The sequence below is a fragment of the Kitasatospora sp. NBC_01250 genome (assembly GCF_036226465.1).
GTDB lineage: Bacteria > Actinomycetota > Actinomycetes > Streptomycetales > Streptomycetaceae > Kitasatospora.
Window position 1 is genome coordinate 6020119 of the sequence record NZ_CP108476.1, and the last position, 21099, is coordinate 6041217.

17 protein-coding genes and 1 pseudogene are annotated in these 21099 nt (G+C 73.5%); 12 read left to right on the plus strand and 6 right to left on the minus strand.

The genetic code is table 11. From position 1 onward, the window contains the following. Window position 1 precedes the first annotated feature (1 nt). Window positions 2-934, minus strand: a complete 933-nt coding sequence (locus tag OG500_RS25435) for a LysR family transcriptional regulator (RefSeq protein ID WP_327069133.1) — start codon at window positions 932-934, stop codon at window positions 2-4. Window positions 935-1068: 134 nt separating this feature from the next. Here OG500_RS25435 and OG500_RS25440 point away from each other — a divergent pair, with 134 nt between their 5' ends. Continuing rightward, window positions 1069-2049: an EamA family transporter gene (locus OG500_RS25440; RefSeq protein WP_327071685.1), complete on the plus strand. Its 981-nt coding sequence runs from the start codon at window positions 1069-1071 to the stop codon at window positions 2047-2049. Between the two features lie 136 nt (window positions 2050-2185). Here OG500_RS25440 and OG500_RS25445 read toward each other — a convergent pair. From OG500_RS25445 to gabT, 3 genes and pseudogenes are all read right to left on the minus strand, one after another. Next, a pseudogene (locus OG500_RS25445) lies at window positions 2186-2551 on the minus strand (MarR family winged helix-turn-helix transcriptional regulator); the annotation flags it as partial. Between the two features lie 80 nt (window positions 2552-2631). After that, the gene (locus tag OG500_RS25450) at window positions 2632-3546 is read right to left on the minus strand and encodes a phosphatase PAP2 family protein (protein ID WP_329583652.1); all 915 of its coding nucleotides are present in this window, start codon (window positions 3544-3546) and stop codon (window positions 2632-2634) included. Between the two features lie 170 nt (window positions 3547-3716). Then, window positions 3717-5057 (minus strand): 4-aminobutyrate--2-oxoglutarate transaminase, encoded by a 1341-nt coding sequence (gene gabT / locus OG500_RS25455; RefSeq protein WP_327069135.1) that lies wholly within the window; start codon window positions 5055-5057, stop codon window positions 3717-3719. A gap of 249 nt (window positions 5058-5306) precedes the next feature. Here gabT and OG500_RS25460 point away from each other — a divergent pair, with 249 nt between their 5' ends. The 8 genes from OG500_RS25460 to OG500_RS25495 all read left to right on the plus strand — a co-directional run bounded on the left by OG500_RS25460 (window position 5307) and on the right by OG500_RS25495 (window position 16384). Then, complete coding sequence (locus OG500_RS25460) at window positions 5307-7427, plus strand: ATP-binding protein (protein ID WP_329583655.1); 2121 nt, start codon at window positions 5307-5309, stop codon at window positions 7425-7427. A 185-nt stretch (window positions 7428-7612) separates the two neighbouring features. Further along, window positions 7613-9229, plus strand: a complete 1617-nt coding sequence (locus OG500_RS25465) for a PucR family transcriptional regulator (protein WP_327069137.1) — start codon at window positions 7613-7615, stop codon at window positions 9227-9229. Between the two features lie 138 nt (window positions 9230-9367). Continuing rightward, window positions 9368-10810 (plus strand): aldehyde dehydrogenase family protein, encoded by a 1443-nt coding sequence (locus OG500_RS25470; RefSeq protein ID WP_327069138.1) that lies wholly within the window; start codon window positions 9368-9370, stop codon window positions 10808-10810. A 127-nt stretch (window positions 10811-10937) separates the two neighbouring features. Further along, the gene (gene dxr / locus OG500_RS25475; RefSeq protein WP_327069139.1) at window positions 10938-12167 is read left to right on the plus strand and encodes a 1-deoxy-D-xylulose-5-phosphate reductoisomerase; all 1230 of its coding nucleotides are present in this window, start codon (window positions 10938-10940) and stop codon (window positions 12165-12167) included. 62 nt (window positions 12168-12229) lie between these two features. Continuing rightward, window positions 12230-13537 (plus strand): M50 family metallopeptidase, encoded by a 1308-nt coding sequence (locus OG500_RS25480; protein WP_327069140.1) that lies wholly within the window; start codon window positions 12230-12232, stop codon window positions 13535-13537. 112 nt (window positions 13538-13649) lie between these two features. Beyond that, on the plus strand, window positions 13650-14810 hold the full coding sequence (gene ispG, locus OG500_RS25485; protein WP_327069141.1) for a flavodoxin-dependent (E)-4-hydroxy-3-methylbut-2-enyl-diphosphate synthase: 1161 nt from the start codon (window positions 13650-13652) through the stop codon (window positions 14808-14810). Window positions 14811-14919: 109 nt separating this feature from the next. Beyond that, window positions 14920-15747, plus strand: coding sequence for a GNAT family N-acetyltransferase (locus OG500_RS25490; RefSeq protein ID WP_327069142.1), 828 nt, complete (start codon window positions 14920-14922; stop codon window positions 15745-15747). A 73-nt stretch (window positions 15748-15820) separates the two neighbouring features. Beyond that, window positions 15821-16384: a GNAT family N-acetyltransferase gene (locus OG500_RS25495; protein ID WP_327069143.1), complete on the plus strand. Its 564-nt coding sequence runs from the start codon at window positions 15821-15823 to the stop codon at window positions 16382-16384. Between the two features lies 1 nt (window position 16385). Here OG500_RS25495 and OG500_RS25500 read toward each other — a convergent pair whose 3' ends face one another. Both OG500_RS25500 and OG500_RS25505 read right to left on the minus strand, forming a co-directional pair. Continuing rightward, window positions 16386-17309, minus strand: a complete 924-nt coding sequence (locus tag OG500_RS25500) for an aminoglycoside phosphotransferase family protein (RefSeq protein ID WP_327069144.1) — start codon at window positions 17307-17309, stop codon at window positions 16386-16388. An 82-nt stretch (window positions 17310-17391) separates the two neighbouring features. Next, on the minus strand, window positions 17392-18570 hold the full coding sequence (locus OG500_RS25505; RefSeq protein ID WP_329583664.1) for a ferritin-like domain-containing protein: 1179 nt from the start codon (window positions 18568-18570) through the stop codon (window positions 17392-17394). Window positions 18571-18856: 286 nt separating this feature from the next. Between OG500_RS25505 and rimP the strand changes: the two genes are divergently transcribed. From rimP to OG500_RS25520, 3 genes are all read left to right on the plus strand, one after another. After that, a complete protein-coding gene (gene rimP, locus OG500_RS25510) occupies window positions 18857-19447 on the plus strand; it encodes a ribosome maturation factor RimP (RefSeq protein ID WP_327069146.1) in 591 nt (196 codons plus the stop codon). A gap of 31 nt (window positions 19448-19478) precedes the next feature. After that, entirely contained in the window at window positions 19479-20492 is a 1014-nt protein-coding gene (nusA, locus tag OG500_RS25515) for a transcription termination factor NusA (protein ID WP_327069147.1), read from the plus strand. Window positions 20493-20572: 80 nt separating this feature from the next. Continuing rightward, window positions 20573-20866: a YlxR family protein gene (locus OG500_RS25520; protein ID WP_329587738.1), complete on the plus strand. Its 294-nt coding sequence runs from the start codon at window positions 20573-20575 to the stop codon at window positions 20864-20866. Window positions 20867-21099: the final 233 nt, after the last annotated feature.

Genomic DNA, 21099 nt, shown 5'->3' on the forward strand with positions numbered 1-21099 from the left:
GTCAGCCGGCCGCCTTGCCCGGTTCCTGCGCCGCCTCCCGCAGCGGCCAGCGGCGCCGCAGCGCCTCCAGCGCGGCGGTGATCGCGGGGCGTCGCGAGGCCTGGGTGCGCCAGAGCGTGAAGACCCGCCGGGTAGGCCGCGGCACCACCGGGCGGGCCACCACGCCGGCCGGCAGCGGACCGCGCCCGAGCCGCGGGACGAGCCCCAGCCCGAGACCGGCCGCGATCAGCGCGATCTGGGTCTCGAACTCACCGACCTGGTAGAGCACATCGGGCTCCTCGCCGGCCTCGCGCATGGTGCGCACCAGCCAGTCGTAGCAGATGTTCCCCGGCGGCACACTGGTCCATCGCTGACCGATCAGCCGGGCCACCGGGACCTCGGCGAGCTCGGCCAGTGGGTCCTCGGCGCGCAGCAGCAGGTCCACCGGATCCAGGCCCAGATCCAGCCGGGACAGGCCCTCGGGGACCGGCAGCGGGACGGAGGGCCAGTCCTGCACCAGCGCCAGGTCCACCTCGCCGCGCGCCACCAGCTCGGCCGCCAGGTAGGGATCCGTCTCCAGCAGCCGGATCTCCAGCTCCGGGCAGCTCACCCGCAGTTCGGCCAGGACCCCGGGCAGCAGCCCGCGCGCGCCGGTGGCGAAGGACGCCACCCGCAGCTGGCCGATCGCCTGGCCGCGCTGCTGCTCCAGCGTCACCTCGGCCTGCTCCACCAGGGCCAGCACCCGTCGCGCGGTACCGGCCAGCTCCTGGGCGGCGTCGGTGAGCACGACCCCGCGGCCCTGGCGCTCCAGCAGCACCGTGCGGGTCTCCCGCTCCAGCTTGGAGATCTGCTGGGAGACCGCCGAGGAGGTGAACCCGAGCGCCGCCGCCGCTCTGCCGACCGAGCCGTGCACCGCGACCGCGTGCAGGGCGCGGAGCCTTCCGAGATCCATCATGGGCCCGATTATCCGCCACGCATTAGCAGTGCTGAACGGTTCGCTTCAGAATTCTTCGCTGGTGCTGAAGAGTCCTGCTGGGACATCCTCGGGGCATGTCCGCCACTGTGAGTACGCCCGGCGCCACCGGCGTCATGAAGCCCCGTCACATCGCCCTGGCCGTGCTGGTCGCCGCCGTCTGGGGCCTGAACTTCGTGCTGATCGACGTCGGCCTGAAGAGCTTCCCGCCGCTGCTCTTCTGCGCCCTGCGGTTCACCGTGGTCGCGGTGCCGGCGGTCTTCTTCGTCGGGCCGCCCAGGGTCGCCTGGCGCTGGGTGCTGGCCGTCGGCTTCGTGCTCGGTGTGCTGAAGTTCGGCTCGCTCTTCCTCGGCATGCACGAGGGGATGCCGGCCGGTCTGTCCTCGCTGGTCCTGCAGAGCCAGGCCGTCTTCACCGCGCTCTTCGCGGCCGGGATGCTGCGCGAACGCCCCGGACCGCGGCGGGTCGCCGGGCTGGCGCTGGCGACGGTGGGCATCGCGCTGGCCGCGGTCGACAACGGACTGGGCGGGCCGGTGCGGTCCTTCGCCCTGGTCATCGCGGCGGCGATCGCCTGGGGGCTGTCCAACGTGCTCACCCGCAAGGCGGCGCCGCCGGACCTGCTGCGCTGGATGGTCTGGGTCAGCGCGGTGCCCCCGCTGCCGCTGCTCGCACTCTCCCTGCTGGTCGAGGGGCCGAGGACCGACCTGCACGCGCTGGCCTCGATCACCCCGGCCGGCCTGGGGACGGTCGCCTACGTCGGCCTGCTCGCCACCCTCTTCGGCTTCGGCGCCTGGGGCTTCCTGCTGCGCACCTACGACGCGGGCGCGGTGGCGCCGTACTCGCTGCTGGTGCCGGTCTTCGGGATGTCCTCGGCCTGGCTGCTGCTCGGCGAGGCGATCACCCCGCTGGCCGGCGCCGCGGCGCTGCTGGTGATCGCGGGGATCGCGCTCAGTGCGCTGCCGGCCTCGGCCGTGCGTCGACTGGCGGCGGCGCTGCGCCGGCCGGCGGGGCGGGGGACCCGGAGCGGAGCGGGGAGTGCGGCTCGGGGGCGGACGAGCGAGCCGGCGCCTGGGCGTGTGCCGCTTCCGCGGCCCTGAGCACCCGCAGCATCGCGGCCACGTCCGCCGGATCGGCCTCGCTGAAGTACTCCTCGGCGACCTCGTGGCGGACCTGCGCGACCCGCTCCACCGCCGCGCGTCCGGCCGCCGTCAGCACCAGACCGACCGAGCGCCGGTCCACCGGATCGGGCACCCGCTCGACCAGCGCGCCCTGCTCCAGCGCGTCCACCACGGTGGTGGCCGAGCGCGGGGCCACGTTCAGCCGGTCGGCCAGCTCGCTCAGCCGCATTGCGCGGCCGGGGGTCTCGCACTGCTCGGCGTGGGCCAGCACCCGCAGCGCGCGGCCCTGGCCGGGGGTCAGGCCGTAGGGCTCCAGGCGGTGCACGGTGCGGTGCCTGATCCGCTTCATCGCCCGGGTCAGCTCGTCGGCCAGCTCGGCCACGCCGTCCGCGGGTGCGCCGTCCACAGCGGTGGCGTCCGCGGGTGCGGTGTCCACAGGTGCGTCGCCGAGGGGGGAGTGGTCGGTGGGCGAGCTGGTCATGCGCGGGCTCCTCGGCGGGGGAAGTGGGCCCAGGGTAGCGCCCGGCCCCGGTAGCGAGCCAGCCACATGGTGAGCCAGGCTCAGTTTCTCGCCGAGCCGGCTCCGCCCGGATCGGCGGGCGGCCGTGGGGCCGGGGCCCGCGGCAGCCACCTGGTCAGGCACCAGAGGACCAGCAGGGACAGGCACCACCCGGCCAGCACGTCCAGGAACCAGTGGTAGACGCACCAGATCAGCCCGATCCCCACGCCGAACCCGAGCAGCACGGTGGCCGTGTGGAGCATCCGCCGGGCCGCCGCCGACAGCGTGCGGCCGACCAGCAGGGCGCCGACCCCGTAGCTCACGCCGGCCGTGGTGGTGTGACCCGACGGGTACCAGCCCCACGACCCCGGGCTCAGCGGCTGCTCGAGCGGCCCCGGACGGGCGAAGTAGTCCTTGGCCGGCACCACCAGCAGCGGGATCAGCAGTGCGGCGAGCGGCGCGACCAGCAGCGGCAGCCACCAGCGCCGCACCCCGGCGCGCCGGGACCGCCAGGCGGCCAGCCCGCCGGCGCCGAGCAGCACGGGAATGGCCGGCACCGTGCTGCCGAGGTCGGACAGCAGGTGGGCGCACCAGTCCAGGGCGCCGCTGTGCAGCGTGTCGCGCAGCTGCGCCACCGATCGCCGCACCCAGCGGTCCAGGCCGAGCAGCGGCCCCGCGGCCGCGACCTGCCAGGAGACCAGGGCCAGCAGCAGGCCGAGCAGCAGTGGGGTCGCCAGGCTCTCGCGCGCCCTGGCCAGGGCCGCGTCGACGGCGCGCCGTGGGCGGATCGGGACAGCCAGGAGCCGCCCCGGAGCGGGGGGGAGAGCCCCGGGGCGGCTGGGGTGATCGCCGCTCCGTGCGCCCCGGGGGGTGTGGGCCGGACGGCCGGTCGATCGGTCCTGTGGCGGCGCCGACGGGGGCGCCGAGTTGTCCTCGCGGGTCGGCACGCCGACTGCTGGACGAGGCTCGTTGTCCATCTGTCTCGACACTACGTCAAGCCGATTCCGAGCGGATCGGGCTTCCCCGGGATTGCACAGCATCTTCACCGGAACCGGCGCAACCTGCACCGCCGGCCAAGCGTCCGTGCGCCGGTGCGCCCGGGCCGACGAGGGCCTGGGCGCACCGGTACAGCGGAGTTGACGCCGGCTCAGATGGTGCCGAAGGCGTTCTCGATGATGTCCAGGCCCTCGACGAGCAGGTGCTCGGGCATCACCAGCGGCGGCAGGAAGCGCAGCACGTTGCCGTAGGTGCCGGCGGTCAGCACCACCAGGCCCTCGGCGTGGCAGGCCTTCGCCAGGGCGGCGGCGGCCTGCGGGTTGGGCTCCTTGGAGCCCGGCTGCACCAGCTCGATCGCGATCATCGCGCCGCGGCCGCGGACGTCCCCGATGACCTCGAACTTCTCCTGCATCGTCCGCAGGCGCCCGAGCATGACCTCGCCGATCCGCTGCGCCTTGGCGTTCAGGTCCAGCGTCTTCATGGTCTCGATCGCGCCCAGCGCGGCGGCGCAGGCCACCGGGTTGCCGCCGTAGGTGCCGCCCAGGCCGCCGGTCGGCGCGGCGTCCATGATCTCGGCGCGGCCGGTCACCGCGGCCAGCGGCAGGCCGCCGGCGATGCCCTTGGCGGTGGTGATCAGGTCCGGGACGATGCCCTCGTCCTCACAGGCGAACCACTGGCCGGTGCGGCAGAAGCCGGTCTGGATCTCGTCCGCGACGAAGACGATCCCGTTGGCCTTCGCGTACTCCACGATGGCCGGCAGGAAGCCCTTGGCCGGCTCGATGAAGCCGCCCTCGCCCTGGATCGGCTCGATCACGATCGCCGCGACGTTGTCGGCGCCGATCTGCTTGTTGATCATGTCGATCGCCTGGGCGGCCGCCTCGGCGGCGCAGTTCTCCGTACCGGTCAGCCAGCGGTAGGGGTAGGCGACCGGCACTCGGTAGACCTCCGGCGCGAACGGCCCGAAGCCCTGCTTGTACGGCACGTTCTTCGCCGTCATGCCCATGGTCAGGTTGGTCCGGCCGTGGTAGCCGTGGTCGAAGACCACCACGGCGGTGCGCTTGGTGTACGCGCGGGCGATCTTCACCGCGTTCTCCACCGCCTCGGCACCCGAGTTGAACAGCGCGGTGCGCTTGTCGTGGTCGCCCGGGGTGAGCGCGTTCAGCTGCTCGGCGACCGCCACGTAGCCCTCGTACGGGGTCACCATGAAACAGGTGTGGGTGAAGGCGGCCAGCTGCTCGCCGGCCTTGTCCACCACGGCCTCGGCGCTGTTGCCGACGTTGACCACGGCGATGCCGGAGCCGAAGTCGATCAGGCTGTTGCCGTCGACGTCCTGCAGCACGCCGCCACCGGCGCGCGCGACGTAGACGGGCAGGGTGGTGCCCACTCCGGCCGCCACCGCGCCCAGCTTGCGGGCCTGCAGCTCCTGCGACTTCGGGCCGGGGATCGCGGTGACCAGTCGGCGCTCCTGCGGGAGCAGCGGTGCGGCGCTCATGGGGTATCTCCAGTCGGCGTTGTTTCTGGACGGCTGTTCCTCGCAGGCTACGGCCGCCCCGACGCGCCCGGCATGCGCCAGTGGGGAGCACTGGGCCGTCCGACTTGTCCTGCCCGGCCAGCACCGCCCACCCGGCGGAAGAACCGTGGCCCCGGCCGCCCCTCCACTACATTGAGCGCGGGGTGTCGCCCGCCGGGCGGCATGGGTAACACTCAGCCGGGCAGGTCGGGGCAAGGGAGCGGGGCCGCAATGGGACTGGACGGCGCATACGGGCGGCGGGTGGACCTGGTGCCGGAGGGAAGCCCGACCCACGGACCGAGCCTGCTGCCGAGCCAGCCGACCCATCGCCCGGCGCGCAGCAGCCTCACCACCTGGATCGCCGAGCAGCGCCCGCCGGCCAAGCCGGGCATCTACCGCTTCGGATATCTGCCGTCTGCCGTGACCAAGGACGAGGACAGCCCGCCACAGCCCGTTGGGCCCCTTCTCCTTCGGGCCGCAGCCAACCTGGTGACCTGCCTCCTCGCCTATCGCTACGGCACGCCCGCCGTGATGTACACCATCGGCTATCTCGGCTGGTTCCACCCGCTCTCGCCCGACCAGTTCAGCGTGGTCGAGACGTTGATAAACCTGCTTCTGGTGATCCTCTTCATCGTCCTTTTCGGCCGCATGGGCCGCTGGCCCGAGGTGTACCGGCGCTTTCTGTCGCCCCAAGGTTTTCGGCGCAACCTTCTCCCGGTGCTGTCCAAGGCTGTGACCGACGACGGGACGCCCCACGGGGCCCCGGCGCAGGAGGAACCGGACATCGACCCCTGGGGGCAGTTGCGGGTGGGGGGGCTCGGGGAGGCGTTGGGGGCGGTGGAGGAGGACACCAGGGCCGGGCGGGTCAGTGATGTCGACTATGTGCGGATCCATCGGGTGTGGCGGGAGGTTGTGGGGCAGCCGGGGTTGGTGGGGGCGTTCGGGGAGCAGGTGGCGGTGCGGGGGGCGGGGGCCTGTGCGCATCCGTCGGAGGCGCGGGACCTGCCGGTGCGGGTGGCCGAGCACGATCTGTTGGTGGGGCAGGTGCGGTTGGGGGTGGCGCAGGAGGTGCCGAAGAACCCGGCGACGCACCGGGGGGCGGGGTTCGCGCTGGACCAGGAGGTGCTGGCGACCTCGCTGCTGGCGGTGGGGCCGGCGGGGACGGGGAAGACGAGCCGGCTGGCCAGGCCGGTGGCGGAGGCGCTGTGTCTGCAGGCGCTGGCCCGCACGGCCTGCGTGGTGGTGGTCGGTGCGGCCGAGGCCGAGCTGGGGCCGGACGCGGGGTACGACGTGGTGATCGCGCCGGGCGATCCGGGGTCGGCGTACGGGCTGGACCTGTACGGGGCGGCGCGGGAACCGGACGTGGCGGCGGCCCGGCTGGCGGATGCGCTGCTGCCGGACGAGCTCTCGGCGCGGGAGCAGAGCGCGCGGATGGCGCTGCAGCAGGTGATCGGGCCGTTCCACGCGGGGTACGGGCGCTACCCGGGGGTGCGTGAGCTGCGGGCGCTGCTCGGTGGGGACGAGGAGGGCTGGTCGGGCCTGGTCGAGCGGCTGCGGGCCAAGGAGCTGTGGGCGCTGCACGAGCCGGACGTGCAGCACCGGCGCAGCCGGCACGGCAAGGTGGACGATCCGGGGGCGCTGCTGGCCGACCGGCTGGCGCTGCTGGACCGGCCGGCCTTCGCCGGCTGCTTCGAGACCGCGGGGTCGGGGGCCCGGCCGGCCTTCGCGATGCGGGCGCTGGAGCACCCGCTGCGGGTGCGGGTGAAGCTGCCCGAGCGCGGGCACCCGGAGGCGGCCCGGATCCTGTCGCGGCTGGTGGTGGGGCAGTTCCTGCAGGCCGCGGTGGCCCGCGAGGACCGCTCGCTCTTCGCGGGTCTGGTGGTGGACGACGCCTCGGCGGCACTGGACGCGGGCGCGGTGCAGGGGCTGCGCCGGCTGCCGGGGGCCAACGCGGGTGCGGTGCTGCTGCTGCGCAGTCTGGTCGACCTGCCGGAGGCGCTGCGGGTGCCGTTGTTCGGGGCGGTGGGGTGCCGGATGGCCTTCCCGGGGATCGCGCCGTGGGACGGGAAGCTGTTCTCCGAGGCCTGGGGCACGGTACTGGTGCGCGAGCGGGCGGTGACGCTGGCCCCGGACACCTCGGGCGGGATGCTGCGCAAGGCCGGGCGGCTGGCCCGCAAGGCGCTGTCGGGGACCACCGCGCAGACCGAGAGCGTGACCACTCGGGAGGTGGAGCGCGAGCGCTGGTCGCCCTCGGACCTGGCACACGCGCTGCCGACCGGGCACGCGGTGGTCTCGCTGACCACGGTGGGCGGGGAGCAGGTGCCGCCGCTCCTGGTGGATCTGCGGGCCTGACGGGCGGTCAGGCGGGCGGTGCGGTCGCAGGGCGGTCGTTCGACAGGCATTCGGTTAGCTACGCGGCGGTGGATTCGGCGTCACGGCTTGTCCGCAGCGTCCATAATGAAAGCGTTCCAGCAGAGCGAAGCTCCCGCCGCCGCCCGGTCGCAACGTGGCCGCCGGGTCGTCCCATCGAAGGTGCCATGCCCCCCACACTCGCCTCCGTCGTGCGCAACTCCTCGCTCCATCTCACGGTCCTCGCCGGCGCGGACCACCTGGAGCGGCCGGTCCGCTGGGTGCACACCAGTGAGCTGGACGACCCCACGCCGTTCCTCGAAGGTGGCGAGCTGCTGCTCACCACCGGGATCAAGCTGGGGACCAGCACCAAGAGCCTGCAGTCCTACGTCCACCGGTTGGCCGACGCGGGGGTGGTGGGTCTGGGCCTGGGGGTGGGCCTGTCGCACACCGAGGTGCCGCAGCCGCTGGTGGAGGCGGCCGCCCAGCGGGGGCTGCCGCTGCTGCGGGTGCCGGAGCCGACCCCGTTCATCGCGATCAGCAAGGCGGTCTCGGCGGCGCTGGCGGCCGAGCAGTACGAGGCGGTGACCACCAGCTTCGAGGCCCAGGAGGAGCTGACCCGGGCAGCGCTGGGCCAGAACGGCACGGCCGCGGTGGTGCGCAGACTCGCGGCCCGGCTCGGCGGCTGGGCCGCGCTCTACGACAGCTCGGGCGCGCTCTCGGTGGTGGCCCCGGACTGGGCGGCCCGCCGGGCGGCCCGGCTGGCCTCCGAGGTGGACCGGCTGCGCCGCCGCCCGGCCCCGGCGAGCGCCGCGCTGCAGGGCCGCGCACCCGGCTTCGACACCGCCGACGAGGACTTCGTGGTGGTCCAGTCGCTGGGTGCCGACCGGCGGGCCCGCGGCTTCCTCGCGGTGGGCACCGAGGACCGGATCACCCCCACCGAGCGCTATGTGCTGAACGCCGCGGTCGCCCTGCTGACGCTGACCCTGGAGCGCTCGCGCGAGCTGCGGCACGCCGAGGAGCGGATGGGCGCCGCGCTGCTGCGCCTGGTGCTGGCCGGGCAGGTGGGCACCGCCCGGCAGGTCGCCGCGGGCCTGTTCGGCGGTCTGCCGGAGGGCACCATACGGGTGCTGGTGGCCGGCGCCGCCCCCGGCGCCGAGCGGGCCGAGGGCGAGACCCCGGTGCACGACCTGACCGAGCTGGCCGAGCGTGCCGAGCAGGCCGGCGGCCGGGCCGGCGAGAAGCTGCTGGTGGCCCGCGAGCCCGCCGGCCGGGAGGGCAAGGACGGCAAGGAGGGCGTCGCGCACGGCGAGCGGCTGGTGCTGCTCGCGATGGACGGCGGCGCGGTGCACCGGGCCTGCCTGGGCGCGGTGGAGGAGCACGAGGGCCTGGCGCTGGGCGTCTCGGCCCCGGCCGCGATCGATGAGGCCGGCGGCGCCTACGCGCAGGCCGAGCGGGCGCTGGCGGTGGCACTGCGCGGCGGTCGCCGCTCGGTGGGCCACGAGGAGGTCGGCGCGGGCTCGCTGCTGCCGCTGCTCGGCGAGGACGCGGTGGCCGCCTTCGCCGAGGGCCTGCTGCGCCCGCTGCGCGAGCACGACCGCACCGCCCGCGGTGACCTGGTGGCCTCGCTGCGCGCCTGGCTCTCCCGGCACGGCCAGTGGGACGCCGCCGCCGCCGACCTCGGCGTGCACCGGCACACCCTGCGCTACCGGATGCGCCGGGTGGAGGAGCTGCTCGGCCGCTCGCTGGACGACACCGACGTGCGGATGGAGCTCTGGCTGGCGCTGCGCTCCGGCGAGGACTGAGAGGTCCAGGAGGCGCACGGCGCACCGGCGAGGCGTAAAGCGCATCGGCGACCGCTCCACCTTGGCCAATCCGCTGTGAACGGTTGTCCGCCTACCGTTGGGGCGAACGATTCACCGACAGGAGAGGCCGGTAGCACCGTGACCACGACCCACGCATTCTGGCTGGCCGGCCGCCAGGAGACCGGCGAGACCGAGTTCGAGGTCCGCCACCCGTTCGACGACAGCCTGGTCGGCACGGTCGGCATCCCCACCGACGCGCAGGTGGAGCAGGCCGTCGAGGCCGCCGTCGCCGCGCTGCCGGTCTTCGCGGCCACCCCGGCGCACGTGCGGGCCACCGCGCTCGACCACGTGGCCCGTCGGCTGACCGAGCGCACCGAGGAGATCGCCCGGCTGATCACCGCCGAGAACGGCAAGCCGATCAAGTGGGCGCGCGGCGAGGTCGGCCGGGCCGCCTCGGTCTTCCGCTGGGCCGCCGAGGAGGCGCGCCGCACCAACGGCGAGACCATGCGGCTGGACACCGACCCGGGCGGAGTGGGCCGCTACGCGGTGGTGCGCCGCTTCCCGCGCGGTGTGGTGCTCGGCATCGCCCCGTTCAACTTCCCGCTCAACCTGGTGGCCCACAAGGTCGCCCCGGCGATCGCGGTCGGCGCCCCGATCATCCTCAAGCCGGCCCCGGCCACCCCGCTCTCCGCCCTGCTGCTGGGCGAGCTGCTGGCCGAGACCGAGCTGCCGGCCGGCTCCTGGAGCGTGCTGCCGGTGGAGAACGCCAAGATGCCCGCGCTGGTCCAGGACCCCCGCCTGCCGGTGATCTCCTTCACCGGTTCGGACAAGGTCGGCTACCAGATCATGGACTCGGTGCCGCGCAAGCACGTCACCCTGGAGCTCGGCGGCAACGCCGCCGCCGTGGTGCTCGCCGACTGGTCCTCGGAGGCCGACCTGGAGTGGGCCGCCACCCGGATCGCGACCTTCGCCAACTACCAGGGCGGCCAGTCCTGCATCTCGGTGCAGCGGGTGATCGCGGACGCGACGGTGTACGACGCGCTGGTCGACAAGGTGGTCGCCAAGGTCGAGGCGCAGGTGACCGGCGACCCGGCCGCGGACGCCACCGACGTGGGCCCGCTGGTGGACGTGAACGCGGCCAAGCGGGTCGAGGAGTGGGTGGCCGACGCCGTCGCCAAGGGGGCCAAGGTGCTCACCGGCGGCACCCGCGAGGGCGCGGCGTACGCCCCGACCGTGCTGGCCGAGCTGCCCGCCGACGCGATCCTGGCCACCGCCGAGGTCTTCGGCCCGGTCCTGTCGCTGCACCGGGTGGACTCCACCGAGGAGGCCTTCGCGGCCGTCAACGACTCGGCCTTCGGCCTGCAGGCGGGCGTCTTCACGCACGACGTGCAGACCGCCTTCCGGGCCCACCGCGAGCTGCAGGTGGGCGGCGTGGTCATCGGCGACGCCCCCTCCTACCGCGCCGACCAGATGCCGTACGGCGGCGTGAAGGACTCGGGCGTGGGCCGCGAGGGTGTCAAGTACGCGATGGACGACTTCACCTTCGAGAAGGTCCTGGTGCTCACCGGCCTGGACCTCTGACGGTCGCGTCGTACCGAGGTCGCGCCCCCGGCTCCCGCGTGGAGCCGGGGGCGCGGCCGTAGCGCCGTCCGGATCGGGTGCGGGGCAGCGGTAGGCCGGTGCGCGGCGGCACGCCACAATGGAGCCCATGAACTCGCTCGCCCACCCGCAGCTGCGCTTCACTCCGGTCGTCGACGACCCGTCAGGCCCACGGGAGCTGGTCCTGCTCGGCTCCACCGGCTCGATCGGCACCCAGGCCATCGACATCGTGCTCCGCAACCCGGACCGGTTCAAGGTGGTCGCGCTCTCCGCGGCCGGCGGGCAGGTCGAGCTGCTCGCCGAGCAGGCCCTGCGGCTGGGCGTGCACACCGTGGCGGTGGCCCGTCCCGAGGCCGAGCCGGCGCTGCGCGCCGCACTGGCCGAGCGGGCCGCCGGGCGTCCGCTGCCGACCGTGCTGGCCGGCCCGGACGCTGCCACCGAGCTGGCCCAGCTGCCCTGCCACTCGGTGCTGAACGGCATCACCGGTTCGATCGGCCTGGCGCCGACGCTGGCCGCGCTGCGCGCCGGGCGGGTGCTGGTGCTGGCGAACAAGGAGTCGCTGATCGTCGGCGGCCCGCTGGTCAAGGCGGTGGCCGCGCCGGGGCAGATCGTGCCGGTCGACTCCGAGCACGCCGCGCTCTTCCAGGCGCTGAGCGCCGGCACCCCGCGCGAGGTGCGCCGCCTGGTGGTCACCGCGAGCGGCGGCCCGTTCCGCGGCCGTACCCGTGAGCAGTTGGCCGGGGTCACCCCGAAGGACGCGCTGGCCCACCCGACCTGGGCGATGGGCCCGGTGGTGACGATCAACTCGGCCACCCTGGTCAACAAGGGCCTGGAGGTGATCGAGGCGCACCTGCTCTACGACATCCCCTTCGAGCGCATCGACGTGGTGGTGCATCCGCAGTCGGTGGTCCACTCGATGGTGGAGTTCACGGACGGGTCAACGCTGGCCCAGGCCAGCCCGCCGGACATGCGGATGCCGATCGCGCTCGGCCTCGGCTGGCCCGAGCGGATCCCGGACGCGGCCCCCGGCTGCGACTGGACCAAGGCCGCCACCTGGGAGTTCTTCCCGCTGGACGACGAGGCCTTCCCGGCGGTGGCGCTGGCCCGTGAGGTGGGTACGCTCGGCGGAACGGCGCCGGCCGTCTTCAACGCGGCCAACGAGGAGTGCGTGGACGCCTTCCTGCACGGCTCGCTCGCCTTCACCGCGATCGTCGACACGGTCGCCAAGGTGGTCGCCGAGCACGACGGCGCCGGTCGGGGAACTTCCCTGACGATCGAGGACGTCCTGGAAGCGGAGGGCTGGGCGCGGGCCAGGGCCCGGGAGCTGGCGGCGGGTTAAGAACCGGGCGTTACGCTGCGCGCCGGGGCCGGTAATGGGAGCGATGTGACGGAGGACCAGCGGTGACTGCAGTGATGACGGTGCTGGGCATCGTGGTCTTTTTCGTCGGGCTGCTCTTCTCGATCGCCTGGCACGAGCTGGGCCACCTGTCGACGGCCAAGCTCTTCAAGATCCGGGTGCCGCAGTACATGGTCGGCTTCGGGCCGACCGTCTGGTCCCGCAAGAAGGGCGAGACCGAGTACGGCTTCAAGGCGATCCCGCTGGGCGGGTACATCCGGATGATCGGGATGTTCCCGCCGGGGGCCGACGGGAAGATCACCAAGCGCAGCAGCTCGCCCTGGCGCTCGATGATCGAGGACGCCCGCGAGGCCTCCTACGAGGAGCTGCAGCCGGGCGACGACAACCGGCTCTTCTACACCCGCAAGCCCTGGCAGCGGATCATCGTGATGTTCGCCGGGCCCTTCATGAACCTGATCCTGGCGTTCGCGCTCTTCCTGATCACCATGATGGGCTTCGGCGTGCCCAAGTCGCTGCCGATCGTCGGCTCGGTCTCGCAGTGCGTGGTGCCGGCCACCCAGGCGAGCGACACCTGCAGCAAGGACGCGCCCCCCTCGCCGGCCGCGGCGGCCGGGCTGAAGGCGGGCGACAGCATCGTCTCCTTCGACGGCCAGGCGATCCACAGCTACCAGCAGCTCTCCTCGGACATCCGCGACTCCTACGGCAGGACCGTGCCGATCGTGGTCAAGCGCGGCGGCCAGCAGCTGACGCTGACCGCGCAGATCACCCAGAACCAGCTCGCCAAGCTCGACAAGTACGGCGACCCGGTGCCGGGCGCCAAGCCGGTGACGGCCGGCTTCCTCGGCATCAGCCCGACCACCGGCGTGGTCCAGCTGGGCTTCGGCGAGAGCCTCAGCAAGATGTCCGACATGGCCGACACCGGCGTCCACTCGCTGGTGGCACTGCCCGGCAAGATCCCGCCGCTGTGGGACTCGGTGGTCAAGGGCACCCCGCGCCAGGCCGACTCCCCGGTCGGCATGGTCGGGGCGGCCCGGGTCGGTGGCGAGGTCTTCGCGCTGCACATGCCGGCCTCGCAGCGGATCGCCTTCATGGTCAACCTGCTGGCCGGGATCAACCTCTCGCTCTTCCTGTTCAACATGCTGCCGCTGCTGCCGCTGGACGGCGGGCACGTGGCCGGGGCGGTGTGGGAGTCGGTCCGCCGGCGCGCCGCCAAGCTCTTCAAGCGGCCCGACCCCGGACCGTTCGACGTGGCCAAGCTGATGCCGCTGGCCTACGTGGTGGCCAGCATCTTCATCGGCTTCACGCTGCTGGTGCTGATCGCCGACGTGATCAACCCGGTGAAGATCAGCTAGCCCCGCTCAGGGGGTGTGCGTGCGCGCCCCCCGGGGTGCCGTACCGTTGGACGCCGGGTGCGCGACTGCGCACCCGGCGTCCGTCACCTCTACTCCGGGGAACCCTGCGCACATGACCGCGATCTCGCTCGGTATTCCGTCCCTGCCGCTCAAGCCGCTCGCCACCCGCCGCGTCTCGCGTCAGATCATGGTCGGCAACGTTCCGGTCGGTGGTGACGCGCCGGTGTCGGTGCAGTCGATGACCACGACGCTGACCTCGGACGTGAACGCGACGCTGCAGCAGATCGCGCAGCTGACCGCTTCGGGGTGTCAGATCGTGCGGGTGGCGGTGCCCTCGCAGGACGACGCGGACGCGCTGCCGATCATCGCGAGGAAGTCGCAGATCCCGGTGATCGCGGACATCCACTTCCAGCCGAAGTACGTGTTCGCGGCGATCGATGCGGGTTGTGCGGCGGTGCGGGTGAACCCGGGCAACATCAAGGCTTTCGACGACAAGGTCGGTGAGATCGCGCGGGCGGCGAAGTCGGCGGGTGTGCCGATCCGGATCGGTGTGAACGCGGGTTCGCTGGACAAGCGGCTGCTGGAGAAGTACGGCAAGGCGACGCCGGAGGCGTTGGTGGAGTCGGCGTTGTGGGAGTGCTCGCTGTTCGAGGAGCACGACTTCCGGGACATCAAGATCTCGGTGAAGCACAACGACCCGGTGGTGATGATCAATGCGTACCGGCAGTTGGCGGCGGCGTGCGACTATCCGCTGCACCTGGGTGTGACGGAGGCGGGTCCGGCGTTCCAGGGGACGATCAAGTCGGCGGTGGCGTTCGGTGCGCTGCTGGCGGAGGGGATCGGGGACACGATCCGGGTCTCGCTGTCGGCGCCGCCGGTGGAGGAGATCAAGGTCGGGATCCAGATCCTGGAGTCGTTGAACCTGCGTCAGCGCGGGTTGGAGATCGTTTCGTGTCCGTCGTGCGGTCGGGCGCAGGTGGATGTGTACAAGCTCGCGGAGGAGGTCACCGCCGGGCTCGAGGGCATGGAGGTGCCGCTGCGGGTGGCGGTGATGGGCTGTGTGGTGAACGGTCCGGGTGAGGCGCGCGAGGCGGATCTGGGGGTGGCCTCGGGCAACGGCAAGGGGCAGATCTTCGTGAAGGGCGAGGTGATCAAGACCGTGCCCGAGTCGAAGATCGTCGAGACCCTGATCGAGGAGGCCCTCAAGCTGGCCGAGCAGATGCAGGCCGACGGCGTCGCCTCCGGTGCCCCCACCGTGATCGCCGCCGAATGACGGTGGATGAGGCGCTGTGCTCGATCGAGGTGTGATGCTCCCCGGCGCGAAGCAGGCCGCCCGCGGTCATGGGGGTCCGCCCGGCCGCAGGCCGGGTGAGTCGACTCGGGTGCTGGAGGGTCCCGATCTCGCCGACACCCTGGAGGTGCTGCGCCGGGACCCGGTCGCCAACGCCTTCGTGGCCACCCGGGTCGAGGCGGTCGGCCTCGACCCGTGGCGGCTCGGCGGCGAGATGTGGGGCTGGTTCGGCCCGGACGGGCGCCTTGCGTCGCTCTGCTACGCCGGGGCCAACCTGGTGCCGATCAACGCCGGACCGCAGGCCGTGCGGGCCTTCGCCGAGCGGGCCCGCCGCCAGGGGCGGCGCTGCTCCTCGATCGTCGGCCCCGCAGGGCCGACGGCCGCGCTCTGGGAGCTGCTGCAGCCCAGCTGGGGCCCGGCCCGCGAGGTGCGGGCCCGTCAGCCGCTGCTGGCCACCACCGAGCCCGCCGCCGAGGTCGCGCCCGACCCGCTGGTGCGGCGGGTCCGCAAGGACGAGATCGACTTGCTGATGCCGGCCTGCGTGGCGATGTTCACCGAGGAGGTCGGGGTCTCCCCGCTGGCCGGTGACGGCGGTCTGCTCTACCAGGCCCGGGTGGCCGAACTGGTGAGCGGCGGCCGCTCGTTCGCACGGATCTCGGAGCAGGGCGAAGTGGTCTTCAAGGCCGAGATCGGTGCGGTGACCGAGGGGGCCTGCCAGATCCAGGGGGTCTGGGTCGCGCCGGCGCACCGCGGCCGGCGGCTCTCCGAGAGCGGCATGGCCGCCGTCCTGGAGATCGCGCTGCGCGAGGTCGCCCCGGTGGTCAGCCTCTACGTCAACGACTACAACCTGCCGGCCAGGGCCGCCTACCACCGGGTCGGCTTCCGCGAGGTCGGGGCCTTCATGTCGGTGCTCTTCTGAGGCAGCCCGGCTGCTGCCCACGAGTCTGCGGTGTTCGCCTCGGTGATCGCTGGGAGGGAGTAACCTCCCGGCCATGGAGCAGCTGACCGAGGTGACCGTCCAGCCGATCGACCTGGCGGCCTGGGCGCCGTACGCGCTGGAGGTGCAGGCGGCGGCCTTCGGGCTGTCGCCTTCGGAGATCGCGGTGCGGCTGCACATCGTGGGGCGGCACGCCCTGCAGCCCGGGGTGATCGCGCTCGGCGCGCTGCGCGCGGGCCGGCTGGTCGGCTTCGGCTACGGCATGCCCAACCTGCGCGAGCACTGGTGGAGCACGGTGATCGAGCCCTACCTGGAGGCCCGCGGGCACGGCGACTGGCTGGACGGCGTCTTCGCCGTCACCGAACTGCACGTGCTGCCCGAGTACCAGGGGCAGGGCCTGGGCAGCACCTTGATCCGCAGCCTGTGCGAGCGCTCCGGCCTGCCGCGCAGCATCCTGTCGGCGATCGACGCCGAGACCCCCGCCCGCCGGCTCTACCGCTCGCTGGGCTACCGCGACCTGGCCCGCGCGGTGCGGTTCCCCAACACCGACCGGCCGTACGCCGTGATGGGCGCCCGGCTGCCGCTGCTGGACCGGACCGACGCGGCCGGCCGGGCCTGACCTACAGCCGCCCCGCGAACTCCAGGTAGAGCTCGGCCCCCGCCCGGTCGCCGGCCGCCAGCGAGGCGAGGCCGGCCGCGACGCTGCGGAAGAGCGCCCAGCCGCGCAGCCGCTCCAGGTCCACCTCCACCGCCTCGGACAGCTGGTGCAGGCGCCTGCGCACCGCGGCCTCGGGGCCGGGCGCGGCGGCCAGCGTCTCCTTGCGGTCCTGGGCCAGCCAGGCCAGGTCGAAGGCGCGTTCGCCGACCAGCGGTTGCGGGTCGATGGCCAGCCAGGGCGCACGGTCGGCGGCCATCACATTGCCGTGGTGGAAGTCGCCGTGCAGCAGGAAGGTCTCCTCGCTGGAGCCCAGCAGCTCGGCGGCGGTGCGCAGCGCCGCCTCCAGCAGCGGGCCGGCGTCCAACTCCGCTGCCAGCGCCGGATGTTCGGCCATCCAGCTGGACCGGACGGCGACATGCTCGGCCACCGAGCCGAACGGGTGCTGCGGGCCGGGGTCGCTCCACAGCCGCTGGAGCAGGCCGCAGGCCTCCAGCATCGCCTTCGCCTCGGCCAGCGAGCGCAGCGGGATCTCCCCGTGCAGGCGTTCCAGCAGCAGGAAGCCCTCGGGCGGGTCGGCGTCCAGCAGCAGCACCGCGCCACGGCCGGCCCAGTGGGCGAGTGCGGCGGGCTCCTGGGCGGTCTCGGCGGTGACCAGGCCGGCCTTGAGCACCGCGGGCGTGTTGTCCGCGCGCCGCACGTAGCCGATCAGGCTGAGCCGGCCGCCGGGCTCGGCGACCCGGTCCAGGGTCAGCTCCCAGCGCTCCAGCTGGCGGGCGACGCGCTCCGGCAGCGCCGTCAGCCAGGCGGCGCCGGCCTCGCCCTGACGGGCCAGCACGCTCATCCGCAGTCGGTCCGGTACGGTGCACTTCCCTGCTGCTGGCGACATGCTGGCCTTCCGCTTCGACTCCCCCTGGTGCTACCCGTCCATTGTCCGCCCAGCGCTGCTCGTGACCGGGGAGCCGCGCTGGTCAGCGGCTCGGCGGCGGGCCCGACGCCGCGCCGGAGGCCGGGGCGGGCAGGCCGGGCAGTGCCCCGGGAGTGGCGCCCCAGTGGTTGGCCTGCAGGGTGCAGGCACGCAGCGCGGTGGCCGCGTCCAGCCGCAGCGCACCGGAGCCGGCCGCCACCAGATCGGCGTAGACGGCCGTCAGCCGGGTCTCGATCTCGGCGGCCAGCCGGGCGGCCGAGCCGGCGTCGGTGACGGCGAACGGGAGCTGGTAGCCGGGTGCAGCCGCGGTCGGGTTCGCGCCGGCGCCGGTCAGCAGGCGCTGCCAGGCGTCCCGGCGGGCCTGGTGGGCGGCGTAGCAGGAGCGGGCGTCGTCGCGCTTGGCGCCGGGCGCGATCCTGGCCGCGATCACCCCGAAGGCGTAGACGGCGCTGTGCTCGCCGGCCAGTGCCGCCTGGAGCGCCGTGACCGCTCCGGCGGGGAGGGCCGCCGAGCCGGCACCGGGTGTGGCGGCACCGGCTGAGGCCTTGTCGGACGCGGCGACCCCGGGGGAGGCGGTGCCCGACGGCACGCCGCCCGCGGTGCCCGGGGAACCGCCCGCGGACGGGGGGTCGGCGGGGGAGGCCGACGGCGGCGCACTCGCCGCGAAGGGGGCCTGGTTGCCCAGCTCGACCGCGTGCAGTGCGCCCGCCGCCGAGACCGAGGCCAGCAGCCGGGCCAGCTCGGGGGAGGCGGCTGCCAGGTCGGTCAGCCGGGCCTGCGCGGTGCTCCACTCGGCTGCGGCCAGCGCCGCCTGGCCGGTCGGCGTACCGGGGCCGCCCGATGCGCCGCCGGCCGATGCGCCGGCACCCGGGGCGGACGAACCGGGCGGGGCGGCAGCGGCGCTGCCGGAGGGCGAGGCGGCGCCGGCCGGCAGCCCGGCGGCCAGCGCGGACCGCTGGGCCGCCACCTCGGTGCGCAACTGGGCCACCGGCGAGCCGGATCCGCCGCCGGCCCCCGTGACGGACGCGTACTGGGCGAGCAGCGCGTCGGTGGCGGCGACCGCCTTGGTGCGCAGCGCCAGGTCGGGGTCGGGCTTGGCACTCCCGCGACCCGGTCCGCCGGACCCGTCGGACCTGCCGCCCGAGGAGGTGCAGGCGGTCAGGAGCCCGGCGACGGCCAGGGCCCCGGAGGCCAGGAAGGTCCGTCGGCTGGGGGACTGCATCGACGCGCTCCAGGAGGTTCGTGCGGGAAGTCGCCGAACGCCCCCGCGGCCATGACTGATGTGGGAACCAGCGCGTATCCGTCAGGTGAAAGAGTTGTGCCCGCCCCGCTCGACCGTACCGTCCGCCGCCGCGCCGCCGAGCGCGGGGGCGCGCCCCCGCGCTGCCGCGGGCTCCCGTCCCGGCGCCCGGCCTGGTCGGAATCGGCGGTTCGGGGGTCGACCCGATAGGCTTTGGGTCGAGTTACGACCTTCTGACAACAGCAGACGCGGCCGAGGAGTCACCCGGATGAGCACCACCCCCACCGATCGGTTGCGTGCCCTGTTGGCACCGCTGGCCGAGCGCGCCGGTCTGGACCTTGAGGAAGTCAAGGTGACCCAGGCAGGCAGCCGCCGCCAGGTGCAGATCGACGTGGACGCGGACGGCGGTGTGGATCTGGACGCGATCGCCGAGTTCAGCCGCGAGGTGGGTCAGGCGCTCGACGAGAGCGACCTGATGGGCAGCGCCGCGTACCTGCTGGAGGTCGGTTCCCCGGGCGTCGACCGCCCGCTCACCGAGCCCCGCCACTGGCGCCGCAACACCGGCCGCCTGGTGAAGGTCCAGCTCGTCGAGGGCGGCGAGATCGTCGCCCGCATCCTGTCGGGCGACGAGGACGGCGCGCTGGTCGAGGTGCAGCCGGTCAAGGGCCGTGGCCGCGCCAAGGAGCGCCGTCTGGAGTTCACCGAGGTCGCCAAGGCCCGGATCCAGGTGGAGTTCAACCGCAAGGAGGACGAGCAGCTGCTCGCCGACGACGCGGAGCTCGAGGAGACGGACGACGCGGAGTCCGCGGAGGGCGACGGCACCGAAGCCGACGCGCACGCCGACCGCGACGAGCAGTGAGTAAGAAGAGCAGAGCAGAGGAGGCGTAGCCGTGGACATCGACATGAGTGCCCTGCGTGGGCTGGTGACCGAGAAGAACATCCCGTTCGACCTGTTGGTCGAGTCGATCGAGTCGGCGCTCCTCATCGCGTACCACCGGACCGAGGGCTCGCGCCGCCGCGCCCGCGTCGAGCTGAACCGCAAGACCGGCCATGTGACCGTGTGGGCGCTTGAGGACGCGAGCGAGCTGGAGGAGGGCGTCGAGCCCAAGGAGTTCGACGACACCCCGAGCGGCTTCGGCCGGATCGCCGCCAGCACGGCCAAGCAGGTGATCCTGCAGCGTCTGCGGGACGCCGCCGACGACCAGACCTTCGGCGAGTACGCGGGCAAGGAGGGCGACATCGTCACCGGTGTCGTCCAGCAGGGCAGCGACCCGAAGAACGTGCTGGTCGACATCGGCAAGCTGGAGGCCATCCTGCCCCCGCAGGAGCAGGTCCCCGGCGAGGAGTACAAGCACGGCACCCGGCTGCGCAGCTACGTGGTGGCGGTGCGCCGCGGTGTGCGCGGCGCCTCGGTGACGCTCTCGCGCACCCACCCCAACCTGGTGCGCAAGCTCTTCGCGCTGGAGGTCCCGGAGATCGCCGACGGCAGCGTCGAGATCGCGGCGATCGCCCGTGAGGCCGGTCACCGCACCAAGATCGCCGTCTTCTCGCGCCGGGCCGGCCTGAACGCCAAGGGCGCCTGCATCGGCCCGATGGGCGGCCGGGTGCGCAACGTGATGGCCGAGCTGCACGGCGAGAAGATCGACATCGTGGACTGGTCCGAGGACCCGGCCGAGATGGTGGCCAGCGCCCTGTCGCCCGCGCGGGTGACGAAGGTCGAGATCGTGGACTACGCCCAGCGCTCCGCCCGGGTGATCGTGCCCGACTACCAGCTGTCGCTGGCGATCGGCAAGGAGGGGCAGAACGCCCGCCTGGCCGCCCGTCTGACCGGCTGGCGGATCGACATCCGCCCGGACACCGAGACCGCCGGTGCCGAGCCTGGCGGGGAATCCGCCGCCGAGTAGCGGTGTTGTCAATCACGTGCAGCGGCCCCGTCCTGATCGACGGGGCCGCGGTCAGTCCCTGCGGAGGGGTAGACTTGATGGTGTCCGGCCGGACGCGTGTCCGCGCATGCCCTGAACGCACCTGCGTGGGCTGCCGCAAGCGAGCGGCCAAGCAAGAGCTGTTGCGAATCAGGGCGATCGAGGGCGGCTGCGTCCCCGATCCTCAGGGTTCGCTGCCCGGCCGGGGCGCGTATCTGCACCCCGATCCGGCCTGTCTCGACCTGGCGGTCCGCCGCCGGGCGTTCCCGAGGGCCTTCCGGCTCCAGGAGACGCTCGACACGGAAGCGCTGCGGGAGTGGCTCGAGGCCCGGGCGAACAGTGTTGCGGCGCCCTGACCAGCAAGGCTTGGGCCCCGGTCGGAGCGCAGGGCACCACCCCCGTGGACACGGGGGAGAACCACCGTACAGAGCACGGCGCGCGCACCTCGGTGCACCGCGCCACCAGTCAGGTACCTCGCGAGATGGAAGTAGGTCGAGATTGCGATGAGCACTCGATGAGTACGCGATGAGTACGCCCATGAAGTAGCGACGGTCCGGCGGACAACTACCCCGGACTTATAGACAGGAGC